The sequence below is a fragment of the Streptomyces sp. NBC_00647 genome, from assembly GCF_045207245.1.
Taxonomy (GTDB): domain Bacteria; phylum Actinomycetota; class Actinomycetes; order Streptomycetales; family Streptomycetaceae; genus Streptomyces.
In genome coordinates this window covers 6,628,128-6,652,305 of record NZ_CP109040.1, presented here as the reverse complement: position 1 = coordinate 6,652,305, position 24,178 = coordinate 6,628,128, and the positions used below count along the sequence as shown (strand labels likewise).

The following is a 24,178-nucleotide window of genomic DNA, read 5'->3' as shown; positions in this document are numbered from 1 at the left end:
GCCCAGGGCGTCAGGCGTCGGTGTCCGACCGGATCGAAAGAGGCACCGGCACGCCGAATCGGAGAGATTCGGGGCGCACGGAACAAGACGGGAGGAAAGCGACGCACTCGCCGGGGGCGGGCGTCAGCGACAGAGAATGTCGGCCACGCAGAGCGCGGTCACGCCGATGAGCGCCAGCTCAAGGGCGGCGCGTGCGGAGGCGTGACGGGGCGACATGCGGAAAAATATGAACGATCTTTCGGCGCGTGTCAACGTGGCCCGGACGCCCCCTGTCAACTCCCGGGATAGGCCCAGGGGTTGGCGAGGCAGTGGATTCCGTCGTGGTCGAGGAACTTGGTCTGCTGCTGCATGACCGGGGCGAGCTCGCCGTCCTTGTCGCAGGTGACGTGCCCGAATCCGAGCCGGTGGCCGACCTCGTGGTTGATCAGCATCTGCCGGTAGGCGTGAATCTTGTCACCGTAGGTCGTGGAGCCCTGGGCCCAGCGGTAGGCGTTGATCATGACGCGCTCGGTGGACGCGGAGTCGCACGAGACGTTGTCCTCCGTGGTGTCGAGCCCCGACTTGGCGCACCACTCGGCGGTGGTGCCCGGGCTCGCCAGCGTGATGACGAAGTCAGGTTTCCCGGAGTGGATCCGCTCGAAGGTACGGGCGCCGCCGTGAGCCCAACTCCGCTGGTCGTTCAGGGTCTTCTGCACGGCCTCGGCGAAGAGCTCGCCGTCGAGGCCGAGGCCCTTCTCGATGTCGACGCGGTAGGTGTACTTGCGCCCCTTGCCCGGCGCCTCGGCGACTCCGGGCACCGCGTCGAACTTCCCCGACGCCTTGAGCTTCGCGCCGAGGGGGTACGTCCTGGCCATCCGCTGGTCGTACGTCAGGGGCGCCGCGGCCACGTTCGGTACCCCCGACTGGGTCGGCCGGTCGTCCCCGCGCGAGGCGGAGTCCTGGGTCGCCCGGCCGCCGCCGTCGTCGGCGGCCTGCGTCCGAGCGCCGGCGTCGTGCTGTCCCGACGCGACCTGTCCGGCCACGACCACGGCGAGCACGGTGGTGACGGCGGCCGCCGCGATCCCGGTGAACGCCCAGCCCTTGCGGGCCTTGCCGTCGGCCTGTTCCTCGGTCTCCGGCAGCGAAGGCTCACCGGTCTCGACGGACCCGGTGTCCCAGTCGGTGACGGAGCCGTAGGGGTCGGCGGCCCGGGAATTCGCTGTCCGCCCCGGAACGCCGCCGCCCGACGCGAACAGGTCGTCGCTCTCCTCCGCTCCGAGGTCGAACGCGTCGACGTACGCCTGCCGGGGAGCCGCCGCGTGCTCCTGACGCTGCCGGGGGACGCGTGGTCCGGCGGGAGCGCCCTGAGGAGCTTCACCGGCCCTGGACTCCCCCCAGCCACCGCCCGGTTCACGCTGCTCGGGATGCCCGCCCCGCACCCGGGGCATCCCGTGAGCGGGGGTCCCGTCGGGAAGACGCGGCATCCCGTGCGCCGGCGTCCCGTCGGGAAGACGCGGCACCCCATGCGCCGGGGTCCCGTCGGGAAGACGCGGCACCCCATGCGCCGGGGTCCCGTCGAAAAAACGCGGCACCCCATGTGCCGGGGTGCCGTCGTCAAAACGCGGGACGCCGTGTGCGGGAGTCCCGTCCGTGTATCGAGGCACCCCGCGCGCGGGAGTGCCCTCCGCCGTCCGAGGGAACCCGTGCGCCGGCGTCCCGTCCGGCAGACGCGGCACTCCACGTGCCGGGGTGCCGTCGTCGTAACGCGGCACTCCGCGCGCGGGAGTGCCGTCCGCCATCCGGGGGAACCCGTGCGCCGGCGTCCCCTCGTCGAAACGCGGCGCGCCCCGCTGCGGGGACCCGCCCGCGGGCGGGTAGGGGCCCAGGGGGCCGGTCGGCCGGGCCGCCGCGCGGCGGGCGCGATCCGGCCCCGGCGCCGGGGCGGGTGCCGCCTCCGCCGCCGGAACCGCTCGCGTACGCGAGGTGTCCGGCTTCTCGGCCCGCCCCCGACGACTGTGTCGTCCCACTTCCTGCCTCAGCTCTCCGCGCCGACTGCCGCCGAGGAGGTCAACTCTCCCAGGTCCGCCAGGAGTTCGCGGAAGGCGGTGGCCACCGTTTCCGGATACTCCATCATGGCGACGTGCCCCGCGTCCGGCAGGGACAACAGCCGGGAGTCACGGAAGGCACGGGCCGCGCGCTGCGCCATACGGTAGCCGACGAGTTGGTCGCGGCCGCCGTAGACGAGCAGCGTCGGGGCGAGCACCCGCTCGGCCTGACGCCACAGTCCGTGCTGTCCGCCCAGCGTGTAAGCGTTCACGACCCCGCGCGCGGAGCGTGCCATCGCGTCCCAGAAATAGGGGAGGGCGAGTCGCCGTTCCATCTCCTCGACCGCGTGGCGGAACCCCTCGGGCGTCACGATGCCGGGATCGCCGTAACAGAGGGCCGTCACCCCCCGTACACGCTGCTCGGCGGTCCAGTCCCTGGTGAGCCGGGTGAACAGTCCCGCCACCCCGGGCAGCGCGAGCAGCGCGGTCGGCCACGCGGTGCGCTGGGCGCGGATCTCGGGCAGCGCGGGCGAGACCAGCGTGAGCGTCCGGACGAGATCCGGCCGGACGGCCGCGACGCGCGTGGTGACCGCTCCGCCGAGCGAGTTGCCGAAAAGGTGCACGGGCCCGCGCCCGGACGCGTCGAGATAGCGGATGACGGCGCGCGCGTGTCCGGTGACCGAGTAGTCGCCGTCGTCCGGTGGCGGCGAGTCGCCGAAGCCCGGCAGATCGAGGGCCTCGCTGTCCACGAGCCCGTCGAGCAGCGGCATCAGCGCCGACCAGTTCTGCGAGGAACCGCCCAGGCCGTGCACGTACAGCGCGGCCGGCAGTCCCTCGCGCGACGGCGGTCTCGACCGGACCGTCAGGGTGATGCCGGGCAGCCCTACCGATCGCAGTCGCTCCCCGTCCGCGACCCTGACGGCGCCGACCCGGGGCAGGACGGTCGCGGCCGGCGCGGGCGGGAGTTCGGTCGAAGACATGCCGCAATGTTACGAGACGATCACGCGGGGGCTCATGTGTTCGCCGTCACAGATGGCGACCGGATCGCATAGCGTCCGGATCGCGTGTCTCCTAGGCTTCGAACGAGGGCACTCGTACGCACATCAGGAGCGCGCTCGTACCCGTTCGGGAAGAGGAACCATGACAGTCGACCCGACAGACCCCGGGACATTCGATGACCAGTTCCGGGAAATCCTCGGCGCGGAGGCCCCGGAGGCCGACACCGCCGAGCAGTCCGCCGAGCTGGATCCCGCGGACGATGTCGACCCGGAACCCCCGGGCGACCCCCTCAACGCCGATGAGGGGGATCTCGCCGAGCAGGCCCGGGTCGTCCGGCTGAACGAGGACGACTACCGGTGACGCGACACCGCTGATCAAGGCCGTCGGGACGGCCTGGTGCCCAGCTCGTCCCCTTCGGCACACTGTGCGCCGCCGCCGTCGGCGTCCGGTCCGTGAAATTCTGCGCTCGCACCGCACACAGCACGGTTACCGAAAAGTACGATGGCGGCGCGGCGCACACCGCACGTGGACAATTTTGGGAGGCGGCGTGACAGCCATCGAGCAGACAGAGGCAGCACGCCCGCGGGGCACTCGCCTGCCGCGCCGTGCCCGACGCAACCAGCTCCTCGGCGCCGCCCAGGAAGTATTCGTTGCGCAGGGGTATCACTCGGCCGCCATGGACGACATCGCCGAGCGCGCGGGCGTCAGCAAGCCGGTTCTCTACCAGCACTTCCCGGGCAAGCTCGATCTGTACCTCGCCCTGCTGGACCAGCACTGCGAGTCGCTGCTCCTCGCGGTGCGGGCGGCGCTCGCGTCGACGACGGACAACGCCCTGCGCGTCCGCGCGACGATGGACGCCTACTTCGCGTACGTCGAGGACGACGGCGGAGCTTTCCGGCTGGTCTTCGAGTCGGACCTGACCAATGAGCCGGCGGTGCGCGAGCGCGTCGACAAGGTGACGCACGAGTGCGCCGAGGCGATCTGCGACGTCATCGCGGAGGACACCGGTCTCTCGCGTGCCGAGTCGATGCTTCTCGCCTCGGGCCTCGGCGGCCTGGCCCAGGTGGTGGCCCGTTCCTGGCTGCACAGCGACCGCAGTGTCCCGCGCGACCAGGCGGTCCAGCTGCTGACCTCGCTCGCCTGGCGGGGCATCGCGGGTTTCCCGCTGCACGGCACCGATCACCACTGACACGGAGAAGGCGGCCGGGGGGCGTACCCCTCGGCCGCTTCTTTGTTCCCGTCGGCTGTTCGCTCCTGGCGTTCCCTGGCGGAGCGTGCACCTCCCCTCACCGGGCTAATGTGTGCTGCGTACGGCGCGTACGAACGCGCACATGACTGACCGTCGGAGGGACAAAGCCGTGGAGGTCAAGATCGGCGTGCAGCACGCGCCCCGCGAGATCGTTCTGGAGAGCGGTCAGACCCCGGAAGAGGTCGAGCGCGCGGTGTCCGAGGCGCTGGCCGGCAAGTCGCAGCTGCTGAGCCTCGTGGACGACCACGGCCGCAAGGTCCTGGTTCCGGCCGACAGGCTGGCGTACGTGGAGCTCGGCGAGCCCACGCAGCGCAAGGTCGGATTCAGCGCTCTGTAGGGCAACGGAGTGGTACGCGAAGGGCCCGGTGACATCGTCACCGGGCCCTTCGCGTACCACTCCGCGCTCGATGCCGCCCGCCCCACGCCCGGCCTCGCCTCCCCGCGTCACGTCCACAGATGGAGCACAGGACAAGCACGGAGGAGGATTGCGTTCCGCACGTCAGGGGTAGGACCGGCTACGACCGATTTGCCCCGGCCGTGCGGGAGGGACCGTCACCATGTTCTTGGAAGCGCTCGGCTCAGCGCTGCTCGGTCTCGCGCTGGCGTGGGCGGCGGACTACCGCCTGCCCCACCGCCTGCCCGCCCGCAGCCTGGTCCTTTCGACCGGCGTGGCAGGAGCCCTGTTCGGCGCCTTCCTGACGCACACGGCCCTGGGCTCCGGCCATTGGCTGGTCATCCTGCTCGGCGCGGCGGCCGTCTCCGCGGCGCTGCTGTCGCTGCTGCTCCGTCCGGAGGAACGTTTTCGACGCCGCTCGGCGACCGCGTAGCCCGTTCCGCAGACCGCGCTCCCGCGACCGCGAACCGCGCGGCTAGGACTTCTCCCGGACCGCGCCCGAGGGCTCACCCCCGGGCAGGTCCTGGGCCGTGGGCCAGACTCCGAGCCGCGACGCAGGTTCTAGGCCGCGAGGCCCAGTGCGGCCATCCGCTTGGTGTGCGCCTCGGTGATCCGGGAGAACATCCGGCCCACCTCGGCGAGGTCGAAGCCGTCCGCGACGCCGCCCACGAGCATCGTCGACAGGGCGTCACGGTCGGCGACCACGCGCTGCGACTGGGACAGGGCCTCGCCCATCAGCCGTCGCGCCCACAGCGCGAGCCGGCCCCCCACCCGCGGGTCGGCGTCGATCGCGGCGCGCACCTTCTCGATGGCGAAGCCGGCGTGACCGGTGTCGTCGAGGACGCCGAGGACGAGCCCGCGGGTGTCCGAGTCGAGGCGGGCCGCGACCTCACGGTAGAAGTCACTGGCGATCGAGTCGCCGACGTACGCCTTGACGAGCCCTTCGAGCCAGTCCGAGGGAGCCGTCTGCTTGTGGAAGCCGTCGAGCGCGGCGACGAACGGCTCCATGGCCTGCGTCGGCTCCGCGCCGACCGCGGCGAGCCGGTCCCGTAGCTGCTCGAAGTGGTGGAACTCGGCCGACGCCATCTTCGCCAGTTCCGCCTTGTCGCTGAGCGTGGGCGCCAGCTTGGCGTCCTCCGCGAGCCGCTCGAACGCCGCGAGCTCGCCGTACGCGAGCGCCCCGAGCAGGTCCACGACGGCGGCCCGGTACTGCGGGTCGGCCGAGGCCGTGTCCCAGTCCTGCGCGGCTACTCCGGTGGCTGCGGGAGCGGTGTCGGCGGGGGCTTCGGCGGGCTTCTCAGCGGCGTTGTCAGGCGTCGTCATGAAGCGCACAATAGCCCGCTCACAGCACGAGGGAAGTCCCTGGTCAACCAGTGTGACGACGACTACGTGACCAAATCGGCCATCGCATGTGCGTGATTCCGGGGTATGGTGGTAATGCGCCCGGCGAGTATTCGACGGGCCGCACGAATGAGGATGCCCGGTCGGTGGCCCGATCGGCTCCGACCCGACAGCCCTCCACGTCGGTACGGCACATTGCGTACGACATCCGGAGGGAACCCTCAGCGGCACGAGAGCTCGAGCGTCGGCAGTGGTCCCATGCCACTCGGCCCGCCCGTCAAGAGCGGCCGACGTCCCCGGCACGGTCCCGACACGACCCCCGCGCTCGCCTCGCACCGCGTACACAGAAGAGGCAGCACCCTGACTACGACTTTCCGAGACCTCGGAATCCTTCCTGAGACCGCCGAAGCCCTCGAGGCCGTCGGCATCATCACGCCCTTCCCCATCCAGGAGATGACGCTCCCCGTTGCCCTTTCCGGCACCGACGTCATCGGCCAGGCCAAGACCGGCACCGGCAAGACGCTGGGCTTCGGCCTTCCGCTCCTCGAGCGCGTCACCGTCCCCGCGGACGTCGAGGCGGGCCGGGCCAAGCCCGAGCAGCTGACCGACGCCCCGCAGGCCCTCGTCGTCGTCCCGACGCGCGAGCTGTGCACCCAGGTGACCAACGACCTGCTGACCGCGGGCAAGGTCCGCAACGTACGCGTTCTCGCCATCTACGGCGGCCGGGCGTACGAGCCCCAGGTGGAGGCCCTGAAGAAGGGCGTCGACGTCATCGTCGGCACCCCGGGGCGCCTGCTGGACCTCGCGGGCCAGAAGAAGCTCAACCTCAAGCACGTCAAGGCGCTCGTCCTCGACGAGGCCGACGAGATGCTCGACCTGGGCTTCCTGCCCGACGTCGAGAAGATCATGAACATGCTGCCGGCCCGCCGTCAGACGATGCTGTTCTCGGCGACCATGCCGGGCGCGGTCATCGGTCTCGCGCGCCGCTACATGTCGCAGCCCACGCACATCCGTGCCACCTCGCCGGACGACGAGGGCGCGACGGTGCGCAACACCGAGCAGTTCGTCTACCGCGCGCACAACATGGACAAGCCCGAGCTGGTCGCCCGCATACTGCAGGCCGACGGCCGGGGCCTGGCCATGGTCTTCTGCCGCACCAAGCGCACGGCGGCCGACCTCGCCGACCAGCTCCAGCAGCGCGGTTTCGCCTCCGGCGCGGTCCACGGCGACCTCGGCCAGGGCGCCCGCGAGCAGGCGCTGCGCGCCTTCCGCAACGGCAAGGTCGACGTCCTCGTCTGCACCGACGTGGCCGCCCGCGGCATCGACGTCGAGGGTGTCACCCACGTCATCAACTACCAGTCCCCCGAGGACGAGAAGACGTACCTGCACCGCATCGGCCGTACCGGCCGCGCGGGTGCCAAGGGCATCGCGATCACCCTCGTCGACTGGGACGACATCCCGCGCTGGCAGCTGATCAACAAGGCGCTGGACCTCGGCTTCGGCAACCCGCCGGAGACGTACTCCACGTCCCCGCACCTCTTCGAGGAGCTGAAGATCCCGGCCGGCACCAAGGGTGTCCTGCCGCGTTCCGAGCGCACCCGCGCCGGCCTCTCGGCCGAAGTGGTCGAGGACCTGGGCGAGACCGGTGGCCGTGGCGGTCCGCGTGGCCGCGGTGGCCGTTCGGCGGCGCCGTCGGCCCCCGAGCGCGAGCGTGAGCGCTCGCCGCGCACACCGCGCCAGCGCCGCCGTACGCGCAACGGTGCGCCGCTGGACGAGACGTCCACGACCCCGTCCACGTCGCCCGAGGCCGCCACGGACGCTCCCGCGTCCGTCGAGGCCACCGAGCCCCGCACGCCTCGCCGCCGTCGGCGTACCCGTGGTGGAGCCGGCTCCGAGCCGGTGGCGGCCGCTGCCGTGGCCACCCCGGTGACCGAGGCCGCCGAGGCCGCCGTGGCGACGGCCGAGGGCACCGCAGACGAGCCGGCCAAGCCGCGTCGTCGCCGGAACCGCAGGACCGCCGACACCGTCGTCGAGACGGCGGAGGCGGCGGTGACCGCCGCCGAGGCGGTGGTCGAGAACGTCGCCGCCGAGATCGCCGCCGAGGCTCCGGCCCAGCCGGCCCGCCGTCGGACCCGCAAGGCCGTCGAGACGGCGCCCGCCGCCGAGACGGTCACCGAGGCCGCCGAGGTCACCGAGACTCCGGCCAAGCCCGTGCGGCGCCGGACCCGTAAGGCCGCGGAGGCCGTGGTCGACACCGTCGAGGCCGCCGCCACCGAGGTCGCCGAGACCAAGCCGCGCCGTACGCGGGCCAAGGCCGCGAGCACCGTCACGGACACGGCCGAGGCCGCCGAGGCGACCGAGGCCAAGCCCGTCCGCCGCCGGACCCGCAAGGCCGTCGCCGACGCCGACATCCCGGCCCAGGCCGCCGAGGAGGGCGACGCGAAGCCCGCCACCCGCCGACGCACCCGCAAGGCCGCGGAGGCCGTGGTCGACACCGTCGAGGCCGCTGCCACCGAGGTCGCCGAGACCAAGCCGCGCCGTACGCGGGCCAAGGCCGCGAGCACCGTCACGGACACGGCCGAAGCCGCCGAGGCCAAGCCCGTCCGCCGCCGGACCCGCAAGGCCGTCGCCGACGCCGACATCCCGGCCCAGGCCGCCGAGGAGGGCGACGCGAAGCCCGCCACCCGCCGACGCACCCGCAAGGCTGTCGCCGCGGAGCCTTCGGAGAGCTGATCTCCCGTCCGATGGCCCGGTCCCACTCCGGTGGGGCCGGGCCATCGGCGTTCCCACCCGCTCCCGGCCCCGCCTGTTCCGGCGGGAGGCGGGGCCGGGAACCCGGGGTGGGCGAGGCCTGACCCGGCCTCCCGCGGGGACCGCACCGGAGGAGAGCGAGGCCTCGCCCCGGGGTCCTGCCCCGTGGCGAGGCCTGTCCCGTGGCGAGATCTCCCGTGCTCCCCCGGACCGCCCCTCCCGCCGAGCGTCCGTCTTCCCCGCCCGATAGCCTCCTCCGCATGAGCAGGCCCTACACGTTCGTCCCGCCCGCCGGTGTCCGCGCCTACCGTCTGCCGACCTCGCGCGGCGAGTTCGCCGTGCTCGACGGCGCCCCGGACGGGCAGCCCAAGGGGACAGCGTTGCTGCTGCCGGGGTTCACCGGGAGCAAGGAGGACTTCATCGCGCTGCACGCTCCCCTGGCCGCGGCGGGATACCGGACGGTGGCCGTGGACGGGCGCGGACAGTTCGAGAGCGAAGGGCCCCGGGACGACGAAACCGCCTACGCGCAGAGCGAGTTGGCGCAGGACGTGCTCGCGCAGGCCGCCGCGCTCGGCACCCCGGTGCACCTCCTGGGGCACTCGCTCGGCGGCCAGATCGCCCGCGCGGCGGTGCTGGTCGACTCCTCGCCGTTCGTCTCGCTGACGCTCATGGCCTCCGGCCCCGCCCAGATCTCCACGGCCCAGCAGCAGCGCGTCAAGTTGTTGCGGGACGCGCTCACCGTGATGAGCATGGCCGAGGTCTGGGAGGCGATACGGGCGATGGAGCCGCCCGAGGAGACCGACACGGGCGGGCTGGACGCGGGGCTCGACGACCTCGCCGACCTGCGCCGCCGCTGGCTCGGCAACAGCCCCGCCCAACTGGTCGCCACGGGCCGTCAGCTGTGCGTCGAGCCGGACCGCGTGGCCGAACTGGTCGCCGTCCCCCTCCCGAAGCACGTCATCTCCGGCGAGCGCGACGACACCTGGCCGGTGTCCCTGCTGGACACGATGGCCGTACGGCTGGACGCCCGCCGCACGGTCGTCGAGGGCGCGGAGCACTCCCCCAACGCCGACCAGCCGCTCGAGACCGCCCGCGCTCTGGCCGGGTTCTGGGACAGCACAGCCCGCTAGCGCCACGAACGCCAGGACTGTCAGGACTGCCCGGGTGGCCGGGGCGGTCGGGGCCAGCCGGGGCTCCTAGGACCGCCGGAGACTCCCCGGACCGCCAGGGATTCGTGAGATTCCTGGGACCACCAGAGCTGCCGGGATCGCTAGTACTGCGCCTGCAGGTGCTCCCAGAAGCCGTCCCGCAGGGCGCGGCGCAGGTCCGACTGGCCGCGCAGGGAGTACTGGAGCAGCCCCTCGGCCTCGACCAGCAGGTCCTGGTCGACCGAGCCGGGGAGGTACGGGTGCCCGGGCAGCAGCTCCACCAGGGATTCCCTGCCCCGTGCGGCCAGCCACTTGGCGGCGATCTGCGCGCCCACGAAACGCACGTCCTCCCGTGCGGGCCGGGCCGTCGCCGTCGGGTCGTACGACTGGGCGGTCCGCCTGGCCACGTACGGCTTGAAGAAGTCGAGGTCGAATGTCCGCTGACTGTCGACCTCCCAGAGCAGCGGCTCGGCCTGGTTGCGGCCCTCGGGCGCCTCGATGCCCCAGAGGTGGACCCGGGCGCCGTAGCCCTGCGCCGCCTCGACCGCGGAGACGAGGTCCTCGTCACCGCCGAGCAGCGCCGCGTCGCTGATGGCGCGGTGCCGGGCGAGGGACTCCAGGTCGGACCTGATGAGCGAATCGACGCCCTTCTGCTGGTTGTTGGCGTTCAGGTTGCCCAACCGGACCTTCACGTCCGGGAGTTCGGCGATCGACTGCTGCTCCGCGGTGTGGATACGGCGCCGCGCGCCGTCGTACCAGTAGACGCGCAGCAGCCGGCTGTCGGCGAAGATCGTGCGGGCCCGGTCGATGAGCGCCTCGATGAGGCCCTCGGTGTCCAGGTCGAACGAACGGCGGTCCTCCGTGCCGGCGACGAGCCGTCCCGCGGCCGCGTACAGATATCCGGCGTCGACGAAGATCGCGTGGGTGGAGGGTGTCTTCGCGACCTCGGCGAGCATCCGCTGGAGCAGCTCGTTCGTGCGGTCGATGCGGGCGGCGAGGGCCGCGTGGTCGTCGTTCATCGATTCCATTGTCCCGGCGGTCACGCTGCGAACACAACTGGCGCCGTTCAGTCTCCGCCAACCTGCTTACCCGTCAGTAATTAGGTTCTCGAAAAATTTCCTTAGCGTAGGGAATGTTTGTAACACGCATCCCGTTGGCTACTTACGGAAGCGAGACACCGATGACTCGCTCTCCGCACAAGTAGTTCTCCTCAGGAGGATGACCAGACGAAGGGAGAAGCCCATGCGCTTCGAAATCATGCGACTCGACGATGTCGACGGCACGCCCGTGGACAGCACTGTCGTGGACGCCGCCTCCGTCAACCGGATCGTTCAGCAGGCCGCCGCCATCGGGCAGCGACTGTGGATCCGCCCGGCCGACACGTCCGCTTCGTAATACGAGGACCCGCCTCGTAGCGCCCAGGGGCGTTGCAGGACGCGGACGTTTTCAGACTTCAGAGCCCCGTACGGCATCCGTGCCGTACGGGGCTCTGCGTGTCCTGGGAGCCGTCAGCTCCCCTGGATCACCTGCGTGACGCCGTTGATGATCTGCTGCACCGCGATGGCGGAGAGCATCATGCCCGCGAGCCGGGTCACCAGCACCACGCCGCCGTCCTTGATGACACGGATGATCAGCAGCGAGTAACGCATCACGATCCAGAGCACGACATGGATCGCCAGGATGGCCGTCCACACCGAGACCTGGGTGGCGACGGTGTCGGCCTTCTGCACCGCGAGGATCACGGACACGATCGCGCCGGGCCCGGCGAGCAGCGGCATGCCCAGGGGCACGAGGGCGACGTTGACGTCCTTGGTCTGCTTCGGCTCGTCGGTCTTGCCGGTCAGCAGGTCGAGGGCGATGAGCAGGAGCAGCAGTCCGCCCGCGATCATCAGCGCGGGCACGGAGACGTGCAGGTAGTCCAGGATCTGATGCCCGAGGAGCCCGAAGACGACGATGACGCCACCGGCGACACAGACCGCCTGGAAGGCCATGCGCCGCTGCACCCTGGCGGGGCGGCCGGCGGTGAGCGCCAGGAAGATCGGGGTGATCCCGGGGGGATCCATGATGACGAAGAGCGTGAGGAAGAGGGAGCCGAAGACGGCGACGTCGAACATGGTGAAGGGAAGCCTTGCGAGGTGGTGAGAGGCGGTGGGCGGGTCTTCCGGCCACCGTTGTGGGCAGTGGTTCCGCGGGACGGAACGAGGAGGCACGACCGGCGGTGCCGGGTGCCTGGGAACGGGCCGGTGAACGCGGTTCCGGCCGAGCGCGGGGCGGGACGTACGCCCCCGGGTGAGTACGCTCCGGTGCGGCGACCGGCGCGAGCGCGGCCCGGCACGCAGGGCGCCGGCCCTCAGCCATGGCGCCGGCCAGGACTTCCGTCCCGACCGGGCGGAGGCGTCAGTCCGCGCGCCGCCCGCCGGGCTCAAGCCTCACTGGCACGGACCCGGCCCGTACGGGCCGCATGGCGCGAACCCGGCGGATGCGGAACCGACGGAGGCGCCCGACGGCCGGAGCTCGACGGCACGGCCCCCGACGAAACGGACCCGGCCCGCACAGACGGCCTCATGGCGCCGACCCGTCGGCACAGGCCCGACGAGACCGGCCCGGCGTGGAACGTCCGGGGATTCAGGCTCCGCCTGCGCCCGGCACCGGGAACGCCCCGGTGGCCCGGCGGGTGATCTCCCCGTAGACCTCGGGGTCGGTCGTGAACTCCCCGAGCACACAGGTCTTGCGGCTGCCGTGGTAGTCGGACGAGCCCGTGACCAGCAGCCCCATCTCGGAGGCCAGACCGCGCAGCCGTGCCCGGGTGGCCGGCTCGTGGTCCATGTGGTCGACCTCGATGCCGTCGAGTCCCGCGGCGGCGAGCTCCGCGATCGCCGACTCCGGCACGGTACGGCCCCGCTTGGCGGCGGCGGGGTGCGCGAAGACGGTGACGCCCCCGGCTCCCTTGACCAGCCGGATCGCCTCGAAGGGGTCGGTCTCGTGCTTGGGGACGTAGGCGCGACCGCCGTCGGCGAGCCATTCCCCGGTGAAGGCGTCGGAGACGCTGCCGACGACACCCAGCTCGACCAGCGCGGAGGCGACGTGCGGGCGTCCGACCGATCCGTCGCCCGCGATACGCGCCACCTGTTCCCAGGTGATCGGCACGCCGAGTTCCCGAAGCCTGGCGATCATGCCCTGGGCGCGCGGCACCCGGTCGTCCCGCACCAGCTCGCGCTCGGCGAGCAGTGCGGGCTCCTCGGGGTCGAAGAGGTAGGCCAGCATGTGCATGCTGATGCCGTCGATCCGGCACGAGAGTTCGGCGCCGGTGACGAGGGTGAGACCCTCGGGCAGCGCGGCGGTGGCCTCGGCGTACCCGCGGGTGGTGTCGTGGTCGGTGAGCGCGACGACGTCCAGACCGGCGGCGGCAGCGTTGCGCACCAGCTCGGCCGGGGTGTCCGTGCCGTCGGAAGCGGTGGAGTGGGCGTGCAGGTCGATGCGCACTACGCGGACTCCAGGGGTGACGGGACGGACGGGGACGCTCAAGGATAACGGGAATCCGACACCCCTCCGTCACACCCGAACCGCCCGAGTGCCCCCTACACGCCTCACCGGACCGACAGCCGAACCCCGACATCCCGCCGACTCCGGCGCTCACCAGACCACCCGGCATCCGGCACCCCCGAACCCGACCCCCCTCGAACCCGGCATTCACCGGACGCGACATCCGCCCACCTCGGCACCCATCGGACCCGGACCCGGCCTTCCGAGAACCGGGCATCCGTACACGACAGGACCCGGCAGAGGCCTGCGGCCCGGCGGAGCGGGACCGTCACGGCCCGGCGCGGCCCTACGGCTCCAGGATGCGCGGGGACAAGGCGCCGCACGGCAGCAGGTCCACCTCCGCGCCCGCGTCGCGCAGATCCGTCAGGACCAGTTCGTCGTACATCAGCAGTCCGGTCTGTTCGGGCCAGACGACGGCCCACAGCCACAGCCCGCGCGCCTCGCCCGCGAAGACGGCGCGATCGTCGGGGGAGCTGGAGACGTGCCAGAGCGGGGTGGGCCGGCCGGCCGCGAGAACCTTTGCCTGAGGCGGTTTCTCGACGCTCATGTACGGGCCGGGATCGGGCCCCTCGATGCCCGCGTACCGGGCGCCGAGGCCGACGCCGAGTTCCTCGGCGACCAGGATCAGTTCACCCATGCCGCCGAGCGGGCCGGGACCGGAGCAGGCGATGACGGTGGCCCTGCCACCACTGCGGTCGTCCCCCGCGAACGCCGCCCCGGTGAACAGCCAGCCGACCGGCAGCGGCCACGGCATCCACACCGGTACCCGGGCGCGGTGCACGACCACACCGAGGGCCTCGACGCTGGGCGGGATCACGGGCTGCAGCGGATGCACCGTGCCGTGCACATCGCACTGCCAGGAGTCGGCAAAGAGGCCGGGAGCCCTGACCCGGCCACCACACTTCGGGCAACTGGGTTCGCCCCTCATAGGGCCCAACGGTCCTCCCCGTCCTTCGCCGCGTCAAGGACGATCACCCGTCCGCCGTGCGCCTGCCACACCAAAAACTAGATGCATCTTGCATTAATTAGCTCATCTAACTTATTGTATGTATACGCCAACGATCCAGTCGGTGCACAGCGAAGGAGCGGGCATGATCAGCAGCACGGAAGGCCCCGCGGAGGGGGACACGTTCGACGCCGGCGCCGGCGGCATCCTGCGCCAGCCGAGGGCCGTCTGGGCGACTGCCGGGGCATCCGTCGTCGCCTTCATGGGCATCGGGCTCGTCGACCCGATCCTGCCGTCCATCGCCAAGGGGCTCGACGCCTCGACCAGCCAGGTGTCCCTGCTCTTCACCTCGTACTTCCTGATCACCGCCGTCGCGATGCTGGTGACCGGCTTCGTCTCCAGCCGGATCGGCGGCCGCAAGACCCTGCTGCTCGGACTCGCGCTCGTCGTGGTCTTCGCCGGACTCGCCGGCACCTCGGGGTCCGTCGGCGAACTCGTCGGCTTCCGGGCGGGCTGGGGCCTCGGCAACGCGCTGTTCGTCTCCACCGCGCTCGCCGTCATCGTCGGCGCGGCGGCCGGCGGCAGCGCGGCGGCGATCCTGCTGTACGAGTCGGCGCTCGGCCTCGGCATGGCCTGCGGGCCCCTGCTGGGAGCGCTGCTCGGTGACGCCAGCTGGCGCTACCCGTTCTTCGGCACCGCGTTCCTCATGGCGATCGGCTTCCTGTGCATCACGGCGTTCCTGAAGGAGCAGCCGAAGCCCGCGCGCAAGACCTCGCTCCTGGACCCGCTGCGCGCCCTCGGCCACGGAGGTCTGGCCTCCGCGGCGACGTCCGCGTTCTTCTACAACTACACGTTCTTCACCGTGCTGGCCTTCACCCCGTTCGTACTGAACATGACCCCGTACAAGTCCGGCGCGGTGTTCTTCTGCTGGGGCGTGCTGCTCGCGGTGTTCTCGGTGATCGTCGCGCCGCGCATGCAGGCCCGGTTCGGCTCACTGAAGGTGCTGGGCGGCTCCCTGGTGCTGCTCGCCGCCGACGTGCTCGTCCTCGGGTACGGCGACCACACCACCGCCGTCGTCTGCACGATCCTGTCCGGCGCCTTCATCGGCGTGAACAACACGGTCTACACGGAGCTGGCCCTCGGAGTCTCGGACGCGCCGCGCCCCGTGGCGAGCGCCGGCTACAACTTCGTGCGCTGGTTCGCGGCCGCGGCGGCGCCGTACTTCGCGCCGAAGATCGAGGAGTGGAGCGACATCCACATCCCGTTCGTGGTCGCCGCGGTCACCGCGCTGCTGGGCGCGGCGGTGGTCTTCGTACGGCGCGAGGCGCTCACCTCCGAGGCCGAGGAACTCGAGCCGGCCCACGCCACCGAGGACGGCGTCACGGTCTTCGCCAACTGACGCTTCAGGAACCGGATCTGACGCCCTGTCGGGCCGGGTGCCCGAAAGTCGGTCAGTCCAGCGGTACGGACTTGCGCAGCGGATCGCGCAGGTCCGTACCGCTGTTCAGCCAGCGCTCCTGAAGGGCGGAGGCGCCGTGCACGCGCTTCCAGGCGGCCTCGTTGGGCGTCATGGGGAGCAGCGGCAGGAACCGTACGGGGTCGGCGGGCTCGTCCAGTTCCAGGTCCTCCACCAGACCGCCGGACTCCGCGACCAGGACGGAGGTGAACGGCGCGCCGGGCCACAGGGGTTCGCCCACGTCGAGCGAGGCGCCCGGGGCCACGACCAGGCCCTCGACCTGGGGTGAGGCTCCGAGCACGGCCAGCGGCCGGAGCACCTTGTCGGTGTCGGCGCCGCCCGGCCGGACCGAGAGGACCAACTCGGCGCGCGGGCCCTTCACCGGGTCGGCGAGCACGGCGGTGGGGTCCGCCATCGGCTGGGCGGACATGCCGAGCGTGGCGTAGCGGACGATGTCGCCCTCCGTGAAACGCAGCACCTCGATGCGGTCGGTGCCCAGGAAGGTGACCGCGGCCCGCGCGTCGGGTTCGCCCAGCGCGGAGCGCAAACGGGCCTCGACCAGAGGAAGAACATCAGCCATGGACCGAGCATAGGCCGCGTCAACTGCGCGGCGGCGCACCGGACCCCTGGTCAACAACGCGCAAAGCGGGGACTTGACGTATCGGTGCGCTGATAGTCTTGGCCGCTGGTCGGAGCAGCGCACAGTGGAGGCACCACCCAGGCCCTCTTGGCGCTGGGGGAGTTGCTCCCGGGCTCCGACGCACTGAGACTGATCTGACTCCCCTTCGGAGGGAGACAGACTCCCCTTCGGGGGATGGATCGTCCCTCATGGGGGACCGACCGGAGGAGGTGGGGCTGCAATGGACCGAAGTCGACCGTGCAGTACCACCCGCTCTTCCGGTCGCTGAGTTCGTAGCTGGTTCCGCTGGTTTTTCAGCCTTGCCGGCTGCCGCCTCCCGCAAACGTGTGCATACGTGTCAGCGTTGCCCGGTGCACCACGGAAGAGCGCTTCGTTTCCGCCTGATCTGTCCGATCTGAACCCCTGATCTGTCCGATCTGAATCAACAGCGAAGCTGCCACCGCGACGGTGCGGTGCTCCCCGCTTTGTGGACGTGCCAAACATCCGCAGTCTGGACGTCCCCATTCCGGGTAGTTCCAACCGTCGCCGGCCGCCTCCGTTGCGAAAAGGAGCCCGCCATGTCGATGATCCGAGACCTGCGCGCCGCGGTCCGCCCCCGCCCCTCGCTGCGCAAGGACAGTGGCTCGTACGACACCACCCGTGACCCCGGCACCCCGTCGGCCGTGGTCGACTGCGCCGTCTACCGCGACGGTGCCCGCGTCGAGACGCGCACGCCGCTCACGCCGCACGAGGCGATGCGCCAGGTGCGGCGCGACGGCGGCTTCGTGTGGATCGGCCTGCACGAGCCCACCGAGGACGAATTCGCCGTCATCGCCGGGGAGTTCGGGCTGCACCCGCTGGCCGTCGAGGACGCCGTCCAGGCCCACCAGCGGCCCAAGCTGGAGCGCTACGACGACTCCCTCTTCACCGTCTTCAAGACCATCCACTACGTCGAGCACGACCGGCTGACGGCGACCAGCGAGATCGTCGAGACCGGCGAGGTCATGTGCTTCACCGGACGGGACTTCTTCATCACCGTCCGGCACGGTGGACAGGGCTCGCTGCGCGCCCTGCGGCACCGGCTGCAGGACGACCCCGAGCTGCTCGCCAAGGGCCCCTCGGCCGTGCTGCACGCGATCGCCGACCATGTCGTCGACGGCTACATCGCGGTCGCGGACGCCGTGCAGGACGACATCGACGAGGTCGAGACCGAGGTGTTCTCGCCGGGCCGCAAGGGCAGCCCGCGCGGCACGGACGCCGGGCAGATCTACCAGCTCAAGCGCGAGGTGCTGGAGTTCAAGCGGGCGGTGTCGCCGCTGCTGCGCCCCATGCAGCTGCTCAGCGAGCGCCCGATGCGGCTGATCGACCCCGACATCCAGAAGTACTTCCGCGACGTCGCCGACCACCTCGCGCGCGTGCAGGAGCAGGTCCTCGGCTTCGACGAACTGCTCAACTCGATCCTCCAGGCCAACCTCGCGCAGGCCTCCGTGGCGCAGAACGAGGACATGCGCAAGATCACCTCGTGGGCCGCGATCATCGCCGTACCGACGATGGTCTGTGGCGTGTACGGCATGAACTTCGAGCACATGCCCGAGCTGCACGCACGCTACGGCTACCCGGTGGTCATGGGCATCACGGTCGGCCTCTGTCTCTCGATCCACCGCATCCTGAAGCGCAACGGCTGGCTCTAGGGCGGGCTGGATAGGCTTGGCCCCATGACGCAAGAGCTGCTCGACCAGGCCCTCGTCGAGGAGGCCACCAAGAAGTCCGGGCTGATCTGGGTGCGGGGCGCCGCCACGCCGGCGCTCCCCGCTCCGGCGCACGAGGTGCCCGCTCAGGCGCTGTGGCACGTGTGGCACGAGGGCGCGGCCTGCGTGGTCGGCGACGGGCCCGGCGAGCAGCCGCTGCCGGGGCTGATCGACGGGGGCTTCGCGGTGGTCACCGTCCGCAGCAAGGACAAGGGCGGACGGCTCGTCTCCTGGTCCGCCACGGTCGTGGAGCTCGCCGAGAACACCCCCGCGTGGGAAGCCGCCGTCGGTGAACTCAAGGGCAAGCGGCTGAACGCCCACGACGGCGAGGCCATGCCGGAGCGCTGGGCGCGCGAGTGCCGGGTGCTGCGTCTCGAGCCGACGGGCGGGACGGCCGAGCTGCCCGAGGGTTCGCTCGCCGAGCGGCCGGTGCCGACCCCGGCGACCACCCGTCTGCCGATTCCGGCGGCGCTGCCCCGCCTGCTGATGAAGAAGCGCAAGCGCCGCTAGGGCGAACAGAGCCTGGCAGCCGTCGTTCGGGGCGCGCCGCCGAGGCCGTGGGTCCGAGCCGCCGAGGCTGTGGGTCCGAGCCGCCGCGGAGCGCTCACCGGGCCGCGCGGGGGCTGGTACTGCAACGGTTCTTGTTCTGATTGCTGGGCGGCTCTCATGGGCTGTGTCCGCGTCGTTTGTAGTGGCTGATGCGGGCTTGGCGTCGGCGTCTGCGGCGCCAGGTCGACCAGTGGAGGATGTGGTCGATCGGGGCCGGGTGTCGATGGGTGAGGCGGATGATCAAGCGTCGGATTTCGGCGAGGCTGTAGTGGATGAGCTGGGAGGATCCGTTTCTGCTTTCTCCACGTCCAGGTCTCGGGCCCGCAGAAGGGTGAGGCAGGCGTGGGCGGCCGTCGCGAGGGTCATGTGGCGGTGCCGGCCGGGACAGCGGCGCACCTGGTAGTCGTCCGGGCCGCACTCCTGCTTCGAGGAGCGGTGGCGCACCGGGCGCATGGTGTCCGGTTGCGTCCAGTACGCCCCGATCGCCGCACCGGACACGTGAATCGGCGAAGAATTCCGGGGTCCCGCGTACAACCCCCGCCCCGTCCGGACGGTCTCCTGATCGCCAACCGCCGGTGGCGCCCCGGAGAACTCCGGGCGAACACTGCCGGAACGCACCCAATTGACGGGGAGCGCCCGAGAGGCGCTCCCGCATGCAGAGGAGACCCCGCATGCACAAGCATCTGCGACTGACCCTCGCGACGGCGACCGCTGCCGCGCTGACGGGTGGTCTGCTCTCCTTCACGGCCGTGACGGCGACGGCGGCCGACTCCGTCCAGCACCCGGTGGCGGACTTCAACAACGACGGCTACGGAGACGTGGCGTACTCCGCCGGCTCGTCCACCGTCGGCGGCAAGAAGGGCGCCGGCCAGATCGTCGCCCTGTACGGCTCGGCGAGCGGCGTGACGTCCACGAAGCGCGCCACGATCAGCCAGAACACCGCCGGTGTGCCCGGCAGCGCCGAGACCGAGGACGGCTTCGGCTGGGTCAGCGCCTACGGCGACTTCAACGGCGACGGCTACGACGACCTCGCGGCCGCCGCGCAGCACGAGGACGTGGACGGCGACACCGACGGCGGCACCGTCGCCATCGTGTGGGGTTCGGCGCGCGGCCTGTCCGGCGCGACGACGGTCAAGGACGCGGCGCCCTCGTCGCACGACCGCTGGGGCCGCGCGCTGGCCGCGGGCGACTTCGACGGGGACGGCACGGAGGACCTCGCGGTCGGCTCCTCGTCGAACCGGGTGTACGTCTTCAAGGGCGGCATCACCAAGGCGGGCACCTACGGCGGCCGCTACTCGCTGACCACGGACATCCTCGCCGGCGGCGAGGCCGGCACGCTCATGCTCGCCGCGGGCGACGTCAACGGCGACAAGCGCACGGACCTGGTCGTCGACGGTTACCGGGACGGCGGCGACGTCGGCTACTACAGCAACTGGTACGTGCCCGGCACGGCCTCCGGCCTGGACTCGGGCCTGGCACGCGAAATGAAGAGCGGGCTCATCACCGGAATCGGCGACATCAACGGCGACGGCTTCGGCGACATCGCCACCGGCCAGAACTGGGACCCGGCCGACGACGGCGGCCCGACCGTGCCCGAGTCCACCACAGGCGGCAAGGTGCACATCGTCTACGGTTCCGCCGCCGGCCCGGCCGCCACGGTCGCGGTCACCCAGAACAGCGGCAACGTGCCCGGCTCCTCCGAGCGCGGCGACTGGTTCGGCGGCGAGCTGTCCCTCGGCGACATCAACGGCGACGGCATGACGGACCTGGTGGTCGGCGCCCCCGGTGAGAACCTGGGCAGCGTGGTCGACACGGGCGCGGTCACCGTGCTGTACGGCTCCGCCTCGGGTGTGAACACCATGTCGGGGTACCAGTACTTCGCCCAGTCCACGGCCGGTGTGCCCGGCACGGACGAGAAGGGCGACCGGTTCGGCGGAGAGGTGAAGCTCACCGACGTCACGGGCGACGGCAGGGCGGACCTGACCGTCGGCGCGTTCGGCGAGAACGCCGGCAACGGCTCGCTGGTGTACCTGCCCTCCGACGGCACGCGGATCACCACGACCGGCGCGCGCTCCATCGCCCCGTCCTCGGTCGGCGTCTCGACGGACGCCTCCCCGTACTTCGGAGCCAACGCCGCCAACTGACGCTCCCCTTCCCGTCACAGGAGCCCGCACCCGCCAGGGGTGCGGGCTCCTGTCGTCCCCCGCACGTCCGTGCACGTGCCGCCGGGTACCGTCCCGCGCCGGCGCAACCCTCGGCGCCGTCCGGAGCTGGACCGGTTGCGGGATCAGAAGTGGAAGCGCCGTTCCCGTGGCGCCGGGGCCCAAGGCAGAATCTACGAGGGGGCTCGTGTCGAGGTCCGCCCCTGGCACCGTGAGGACCGCCGGCACTGGGTTCTCGCCCGCCGCAGCGTCAGCCGGCCCGAGCAGATCTCTTACTACATTGCCTACAGCCTCGCCGAAATCCGACGCTTGATCACCCAGTACTAGGACGTGGGCAGCTGCTGCCCGTAATCGACCGTCTCCTTCCTGGACGGCTCCGCCAGCGCGAAGTCCTTGCCCCAGTCGGTCAGCCGGAGGGTGCCGGCGTTGCCCGCGCGGGACAGGAGGAGCGGATACGGGGTCCCCTGCAGCGAGACGTCCAGGGTGCCGCCCGAGCCCTTGTCGCCGGTGATGCGGATGGTGCGGACGCCGGACTCCTCGTGGTGGCCGTCCGTGGCGAGGTCGCCGTGCAGACTGAGCAGCCCGCCGAGCAGGACGTCCTTGTCGGTGAAGCCGCTGAAGCGCTTGTACGCGGGGTCACCGGTCGGCACCTTCACGTACATGCCCTCCAGCTTGTCCGCCGCGGCGGTGTCCGCCGGCTTGCCGCCGCTCTTGCCGTCCTGATGGGCCCAGAACTCGGCGTTCGCCTTGAGGAAGAGGTGCTCACCGACGCGCAGCAGCCGGAAACTGGCCCCCTTCGAGGTGACCGAGCCGGTCCCGCCGTCGGACTTGAGGCGCATGTCGAGGGTGTACGTGGTCCCGTTCGAGACGACGGTCCCGGACAGCCGTACGGTCTTCGCGTCCTCGGCCGCCTTCTTCGTCTTCGCCTGGATGGTGGCGGCGGGCAGCTTGCCGACCCCGTTCGTGCCCGCGTCCGGGTCCTCACTGCCGCACCCCGTCAGCGCCGTCCCTGTCAGGGCCAGTGCGCACATCGCGGTCACCGTCACGGATCTGCGGGTACGGCCCTGGGGAATTGCAGTCACAGGTGGGGCTGCCTCTCGTGCGCGGTCCTCAACGGCGTACGGCAGCGTACCGGTGCCGCCCCCTCCCGACGGAGGCAGTCCGTCCGGACCGCCCACCAGGGCGTATCCGACCGGGACGGGCTAGCCTGAAGCCCACCCGAGCGGACAGAACGGCACATAACGCTTCGAAGCGAAGGAGGCGCGGGCATGGCCGCAGGCGCCCCCCGGATCTTCGTCTCGCATCTGGCCGGCGTCGCCGTCTTCGACCCGAACGGCGACCAGGTGGGCCGGGTGCGGGACCTCGTCGCCATGCTGCGCGTCGGACGGCGGCCTCCCCGGCTGCTCGGCCTCGTCGTCGAACTGTCCACTCGCCGCCGGATCTTCCTGCCCATGACCCGGGTGACCGGCATCGAGTCCGGCCAGGTCATCACGACCGGCGTCCTGAACGTGCGCCGCTTCGAGCAGCGGCCCACCGAACGGCTCGTCTTCGGCGAACTGCTCGACCGGCTCGTCACGCTCGTCGAGACCGGCGAGGAGGTGACCGTCCTGGACGTGTCGGTCCAGCAGCTGCCGGCCCGCAGGGACTGGGAGATCGGCCGCGTCTTCGTGCGCAAGGGGCGCAGCGGCGCCTTCCGGCGCTCCAAGGGCGAGACGATGACGGTCGACTGGTCCTCCGTCACCGGGTTCTCCCTGGAGGAGCACGGACAGGGCGCGGAGAGCCTGCTCGCCACCTTCGAGCAGCTGCGCCCGGCCGACCTCGCGAACGTGCTGCACCACCTGTCGCCGAAGCGGCGCGGCGAGGTGGCCGCCGCGCTCGACGACGACCGTCTCGCCGACGTGCTCGAGGAACTGCCCGAGGACGACCAGATCGAGATCCTCGGCAAGCTCAAGGAGGAGCGCGCGGCCGACGTCCTGGAGGCGATGGACCCGGACGACGCGGCCGACCTGCTCGCCGAGCTGCCGACCGAGGACGTGGAGCGGCTGCTGACGCTGATGCGGCCCGGCGAGGCGGCGGACGTCCGGCGGCTGATGGCGTACGCGGAACGGACGGCGGGCGGGCTCATGACCACCGAGCCCATCGTGCTGCGCGCCGACGCGACCGTCGCCGAAGCGCTCGCCCGGGTCCGCGACCCCGACCTCTCCCCCGCGCTCGCCGCCCAGGTGTACGTGTGCCGCCCGCCGGACGAGACGCCGACGGGCAAGTATCTGGGGGCGGTGCACTTCCAGCGGCTGCTGCGCGATCCGCCGTTCACCCTGGTCGGCTCGCTCGTCGACGACGACCTCCAGCCACTGGCCCCGGAGGACGAGCTGCCCGTGGTCGCCGGGTTCTTCGCGACGTACGACATGGTCGCGGCTCCCGTCGTCGACGAGAGCGGCTCGCTGCTCGGGGCGGTGACCGTGGACGACGTGCTGGACCACATGCTGCCCGAGGACTGGCGGGAGACGGAGTTCCACCTGGACGAGGGTGTGCACGAGAGCATGCACGAGAGCACCCACGGGGACGGCCGTGAAGAGGCCCACGAGGACTCTCACGGCCCCGAGGACGTCCGCCGGGGGCCGGACGGCCCGTCGGGCGGAGGAGACCGCCATGGCGCCTGAGCGTGAGGCCCGTGAGCGGGTCGCCAGTGGGGCCACGGCGGCCCCCCGGCCGCGCACCCGGCTGGACCAGCCGAAGCCGCCGCGGCGCAGACTGCTGCCCGAGTGGGACCCGGAGGCCTTCGGACGGCTCTCGGAGCGCATCGCCCGTTTCCTCGGCACCGGACGGTTCATCGTCTGGATGACGGTCGTCATCATCCTGTGGGTGGTGTGGAACATCTTCGCGCCGGGCGGCCTGCGCTTCGACAACTACCCGTTCATCTTCCTGACCCTGATGCTGTCGCTCCAGGCCTCCTACGCCGCCCCGCTGATCCTGCTCGCGCAGAACCGGCAGGACGACCGCGACCGGGTCAACCTCGAACAGGACCGCAAGCAGAACGAGCGCTCCATCGCCGACACCGAGTACCTCACCCGCGAGATCGCCGCGCTGCGGATGGGCCTCGGCGAGGTGGCCACCCGCGACTGGATCCGCTCCGAGCTCCAGGACCTGTTCAAGGAGCTGGAGGACCGCCATCCCGACGGCCACGGGGACGACCGGGTCGTATTCCCGGCGGAACGGTCGCACGGACGTGACGTAGACGACCGGTGACAG

At 71.5% G+C, this 24,178-nt stretch carries 23 protein-coding genes and 2 pseudogenes; 14 read left to right on the top strand and 11 right to left on the bottom strand.

Annotated elements, in window-relative coordinates; all coding sequences use genetic code 11:
- Window positions 1–123: 123 nt before the first annotated feature.
- The 3 genes from OG788_RS29400 to OG788_RS29390 form a co-directional block, all read right to left on the bottom strand.
- Window positions 124–216 carry an Ms4533A family Cys-rich leader peptide gene (locus tag OG788_RS29400; RefSeq protein WP_351551420.1) on the bottom strand — a complete coding sequence of 31 codons (93 nt, stop codon included), beginning with the start codon at window positions 214–216 and terminating at the stop codon, window positions 124–126.
- A gap of 56 nt (window positions 217–272) precedes the next feature.
- Window positions 273–1,778, bottom strand: a complete 1,506-nt coding sequence (locus tag OG788_RS29395) for a DUF3152 domain-containing protein (RefSeq protein ID WP_406374399.1) — start codon at window positions 1,776–1,778, stop codon at window positions 273–275.
- 236 nt (window positions 1,779–2,014) lie between these two features.
- Window positions 2,015–3,004, bottom strand: a complete 990-nt coding sequence (locus tag OG788_RS29390; RefSeq protein ID WP_406374398.1) for an alpha/beta fold hydrolase — start codon at window positions 3,002–3,004, stop codon at window positions 2,015–2,017.
- Window positions 3,005–3,164: 160 nt separating this feature from the next.
- Between OG788_RS29390 and OG788_RS29385 the strand changes: the two genes are divergently transcribed.
- From OG788_RS29385 to OG788_RS29370, 4 genes are all read left to right on the top strand, one after another.
- Window positions 3,165–3,383, top strand: coding sequence for a hypothetical protein (locus OG788_RS29385; protein ID WP_351551407.1), 219 nt, complete (start codon window positions 3,165–3,167; stop codon window positions 3,381–3,383).
- A gap of 187 nt (window positions 3,384–3,570) precedes the next feature.
- Entirely contained in the window at window positions 3,571–4,212 is a 642-nt protein-coding gene (locus OG788_RS29380) for a TetR/AcrR family transcriptional regulator (RefSeq protein ID WP_351551404.1), read from the top strand.
- A 169-nt stretch (window positions 4,213–4,381) separates the two neighbouring features.
- Window positions 4,382–4,609, top strand: coding sequence for a DUF3107 domain-containing protein (locus OG788_RS29375; protein ID WP_028801993.1), 228 nt, complete (start codon window positions 4,382–4,384; stop codon window positions 4,607–4,609).
- A gap of 220 nt (window positions 4,610–4,829) precedes the next feature.
- Entirely contained in the window at window positions 4,830–5,099 is a 270-nt protein-coding gene (locus OG788_RS29370; protein ID WP_351553312.1) for a hypothetical protein, read from the top strand.
- Window positions 5,100–5,227: 128 nt separating this feature from the next.
- Here the strand turns inward: OG788_RS29370 and OG788_RS29365 are convergent, their stop codons facing one another.
- Window positions 5,228–5,989, bottom strand: coding sequence for a ferritin-like fold-containing protein (locus tag OG788_RS29365; protein ID WP_266762469.1), 762 nt, complete (start codon window positions 5,987–5,989; stop codon window positions 5,228–5,230).
- Window positions 5,990–6,460: 471 nt separating this feature from the next.
- On the opposite strand from OG788_RS29365, the gene OG788_RS29360 reads away from it, so the two are divergent.
- Together OG788_RS29360 and OG788_RS29355 are read left to right on the top strand one after the other, a co-directional pair.
- Window positions 6,461–8,740: a DEAD/DEAH box helicase gene (locus OG788_RS29360; RefSeq protein WP_406374397.1), complete on the top strand. Its 2,280-nt coding sequence runs from the start codon at window positions 6,461–6,463 to the stop codon at window positions 8,738–8,740.
- Window positions 8,741–9,018: 278 nt separating this feature from the next.
- Window positions 9,019–9,888 (top strand): alpha/beta fold hydrolase, encoded by an 870-nt coding sequence (locus tag OG788_RS29355; RefSeq protein WP_406374396.1) that lies wholly within the window; start codon window positions 9,019–9,021, stop codon window positions 9,886–9,888.
- Between the two features lie 140 nt (window positions 9,889–10,028).
- Here the strand turns inward: OG788_RS29355 and OG788_RS29350 are convergent, their stop codons facing one another.
- Window positions 10,029–10,925, bottom strand: coding sequence for an NYN domain-containing protein (locus OG788_RS29350; protein ID WP_406374395.1), 897 nt, complete (start codon window positions 10,923–10,925; stop codon window positions 10,029–10,031).
- Between the two features lie 223 nt (window positions 10,926–11,148).
- On the opposite strand from OG788_RS29350, the gene OG788_RS29345 reads away from it, so the two are divergent.
- Window positions 11,149–11,301 carry a hypothetical protein gene (locus OG788_RS29345; protein WP_007384531.1) on the top strand — a complete coding sequence of 51 codons (153 nt, stop codon included), beginning with the start codon at window positions 11,149–11,151 and terminating at the stop codon, window positions 11,299–11,301.
- Window positions 11,302–11,414: 113 nt separating this feature from the next.
- Here the strand turns inward: OG788_RS29345 and OG788_RS29340 are convergent, their stop codons facing one another.
- The 3 genes from OG788_RS29340 to OG788_RS29330 all read right to left on the bottom strand — a co-directional run bounded on the left by OG788_RS29340 (window position 11,415) and on the right by OG788_RS29330 (window position 14,377).
- Window positions 11,415–12,020: a MarC family protein gene (locus OG788_RS29340; protein ID WP_266762461.1), complete on the bottom strand. Its 606-nt coding sequence runs from the start codon at window positions 12,018–12,020 to the stop codon at window positions 11,415–11,417.
- Window positions 12,021–12,531: 511 nt separating this feature from the next.
- A complete protein-coding gene (locus OG788_RS29335; protein WP_406374394.1) occupies window positions 12,532–13,389 on the bottom strand; it encodes a PHP domain-containing protein in 858 nt (285 codons plus the stop codon).
- A 346-nt stretch (window positions 13,390–13,735) separates the two neighbouring features.
- Window positions 13,736–14,377, bottom strand: coding sequence for a DUF6758 family protein (locus tag OG788_RS29330; RefSeq protein ID WP_266762457.1), 642 nt, complete (start codon window positions 14,375–14,377; stop codon window positions 13,736–13,738).
- A gap of 163 nt (window positions 14,378–14,540) precedes the next feature.
- On the opposite strand from OG788_RS29330, the gene OG788_RS29325 reads away from it, so the two are divergent.
- A complete protein-coding gene (locus tag OG788_RS29325; protein WP_406374393.1) occupies window positions 14,541–15,794 on the top strand; it encodes an MFS transporter in 1,254 nt (417 codons plus the stop codon).
- Between the two features lie 52 nt (window positions 15,795–15,846).
- Here OG788_RS29325 and OG788_RS29320 read toward each other — a convergent pair whose 3' ends face one another.
- A complete protein-coding gene (locus OG788_RS29320; protein ID WP_406374392.1) occupies window positions 15,847–16,431 on the bottom strand; it encodes a suppressor of fused domain protein in 585 nt (194 codons plus the stop codon).
- A gap of 617 nt (window positions 16,432–17,048) precedes the next feature.
- On the opposite strand from OG788_RS29320, the gene OG788_RS29315 reads away from it, so the two are divergent.
- Window positions 17,049–18,161 carry a magnesium and cobalt transport protein CorA gene (locus OG788_RS29315; RefSeq protein WP_351553291.1) on the top strand — a complete coding sequence of 371 codons (1,113 nt, stop codon included), beginning with the start codon at window positions 17,049–17,051 and terminating at the stop codon, window positions 18,159–18,161.
- A gap of 24 nt (window positions 18,162–18,185) precedes the next feature.
- Window positions 18,186–18,728: a hypothetical protein gene (locus OG788_RS29310; protein ID WP_351553288.1), complete on the top strand. Its 543-nt coding sequence runs from the start codon at window positions 18,186–18,188 to the stop codon at window positions 18,726–18,728.
- A gap of 279 nt (window positions 18,729–19,007) precedes the next feature.
- Here OG788_RS29310 and OG788_RS29305 read toward each other — a convergent pair.
- A pseudogene (locus tag OG788_RS29305) lies at window positions 19,008–19,202 on the bottom strand (IS701 family transposase); the annotation flags it as partial.
- Window positions 19,203–19,438: 236 nt separating this feature from the next.
- Here OG788_RS29305 and OG788_RS29300 point away from each other — a divergent pair.
- Both OG788_RS29300 and OG788_RS29295 read left to right on the top strand, forming a co-directional pair.
- Window positions 19,439–20,911: a VCBS repeat-containing protein gene (locus OG788_RS29300; protein ID WP_406374391.1), complete on the top strand. Its 1,473-nt coding sequence runs from the start codon at window positions 19,439–19,441 to the stop codon at window positions 20,909–20,911.
- Between the two features lie 144 nt (window positions 20,912–21,055).
- Window positions 21,056–21,217, top strand: a pseudogene (locus OG788_RS29295) (IS701 family transposase); the annotation flags it as partial.
- A gap of 35 nt (window positions 21,218–21,252) precedes the next feature.
- On the opposite strand, the gene OG788_RS29290 reads toward OG788_RS29295, so the two are convergent.
- Window positions 21,253–22,011, bottom strand: a complete 759-nt coding sequence (locus OG788_RS29290) for a hypothetical protein (protein ID WP_406374390.1) — start codon at window positions 22,009–22,011, stop codon at window positions 21,253–21,255.
- A 186-nt stretch (window positions 22,012–22,197) separates the two neighbouring features.
- Here OG788_RS29290 and OG788_RS29285 point away from each other — a divergent pair, with 186 nt between their 5' ends.
- Window positions 22,198–23,589: a magnesium transporter MgtE N-terminal domain-containing protein gene (locus OG788_RS29285; protein WP_406374389.1), complete on the top strand. Its 1,392-nt coding sequence runs from the start codon at window positions 22,198–22,200 to the stop codon at window positions 23,587–23,589.
- Window positions 23,579–24,175 carry a DUF1003 domain-containing protein gene (locus OG788_RS29280; protein WP_351553282.1) on the top strand — a complete coding sequence of 199 codons (597 nt, stop codon included), beginning with the start codon at window positions 23,579–23,581 and terminating at the stop codon, window positions 24,173–24,175. The genes OG788_RS29285 and OG788_RS29280 overlap by 11 nt, the downstream gene beginning before the upstream one ends.
- Window positions 24,176–24,178: the final 3 nt, after the last annotated feature.

Bases quoted from the DNA above. Each gene is read 5' to 3' on its own strand.
- OG788_RS29385 (WP_351551407.1), top strand. From the start codon at position 3,165: ATGACAGTCGACCCGACAGACCCCGGGACATTCGATGACCAGTTCCGG.
- OG788_RS29310 (WP_351553288.1), top strand. From the start codon at position 18,186: ATGACGCAAGAGCTGCTCGACCAGGCCCTCGTCGAGGAGGCCACCAAG.
- OG788_RS29300 (WP_406374391.1), top strand. From the start codon at position 19,439: ATGCACAAGCATCTGCGACTGACCCTCGCGACGGCGACCGCTGCCGCG.
- OG788_RS29400 (WP_351551420.1), bottom strand. From the start codon at position 216: ATGTCGCCCCGTCACGCCTCCGCACGCGCCGCCCTTGAGCTGGCGCTC.
- OG788_RS29360 (WP_406374397.1), top strand. From the start codon at position 6,461: ATGACGCTCCCCGTTGCCCTTTCCGGCACCGACGTCATCGGCCAGGCC.
- OG788_RS29285 (WP_406374389.1), top strand. From the start codon at position 22,198: ATGGCCGCAGGCGCCCCCCGGATCTTCGTCTCGCATCTGGCCGGCGTC.
- OG788_RS29350 (WP_406374395.1), bottom strand. From the start codon at position 10,925: ATGAACGACGACCACGCGGCCCTCGCCGCCCGCATCGACCGCACGAAC.
- OG788_RS29345 (WP_007384531.1), top strand. From the start codon at position 11,149: ATGCGCTTCGAAATCATGCGACTCGACGATGTCGACGGCACGCCCGTG.
- OG788_RS29355 (WP_406374396.1), top strand. From the start codon at position 9,019: ATGAGCAGGCCCTACACGTTCGTCCCGCCCGCCGGTGTCCGCGCCTAC.
- OG788_RS29320 (WP_406374392.1), bottom strand. From the start codon at position 16,431: ATGGCTGATGTTCTTCCTCTGGTCGAGGCCCGTTTGCGCTCCGCGCTG.
- OG788_RS29395 (WP_406374399.1), bottom strand. From the start codon at position 1,778: ATGGCGGACGGCACTCCCGCGCGCGGAGTGCCGCGTTACGACGACGGC.
- OG788_RS29330 (WP_266762457.1), bottom strand. From the start codon at position 14,377: ATGAGGGGCGAACCCAGTTGCCCGAAGTGTGGTGGCCGGGTCAGGGCT.
- OG788_RS29280 (WP_351553282.1), top strand. From the start codon at position 23,579: ATGGCGCCTGAGCGTGAGGCCCGTGAGCGGGTCGCCAGTGGGGCCACG.
- OG788_RS29325 (WP_406374393.1), top strand. From the start codon at position 14,541: ATGATCAGCAGCACGGAAGGCCCCGCGGAGGGGGACACGTTCGACGCC.
- OG788_RS29365 (WP_266762469.1), bottom strand. From the start codon at position 5,989: ATGACGACGCCTGACAACGCCGCTGAGAAGCCCGCCGAAGCCCCCGCC.
- OG788_RS29390 (WP_406374398.1), bottom strand. From the start codon at position 3,004: ATGTCTTCGACCGAACTCCCGCCCGCGCCGGCCGCGACCGTCCTGCCC.
- OG788_RS29315 (WP_351553291.1), top strand. From the start codon at position 17,049: ATGTCGATGATCCGAGACCTGCGCGCCGCGGTCCGCCCCCGCCCCTCG.
- OG788_RS29340 (WP_266762461.1), bottom strand. From the start codon at position 12,020: ATGTTCGACGTCGCCGTCTTCGGCTCCCTCTTCCTCACGCTCTTCGTC.
- OG788_RS29370 (WP_351553312.1), top strand. From the start codon at position 4,830: ATGTTCTTGGAAGCGCTCGGCTCAGCGCTGCTCGGTCTCGCGCTGGCG.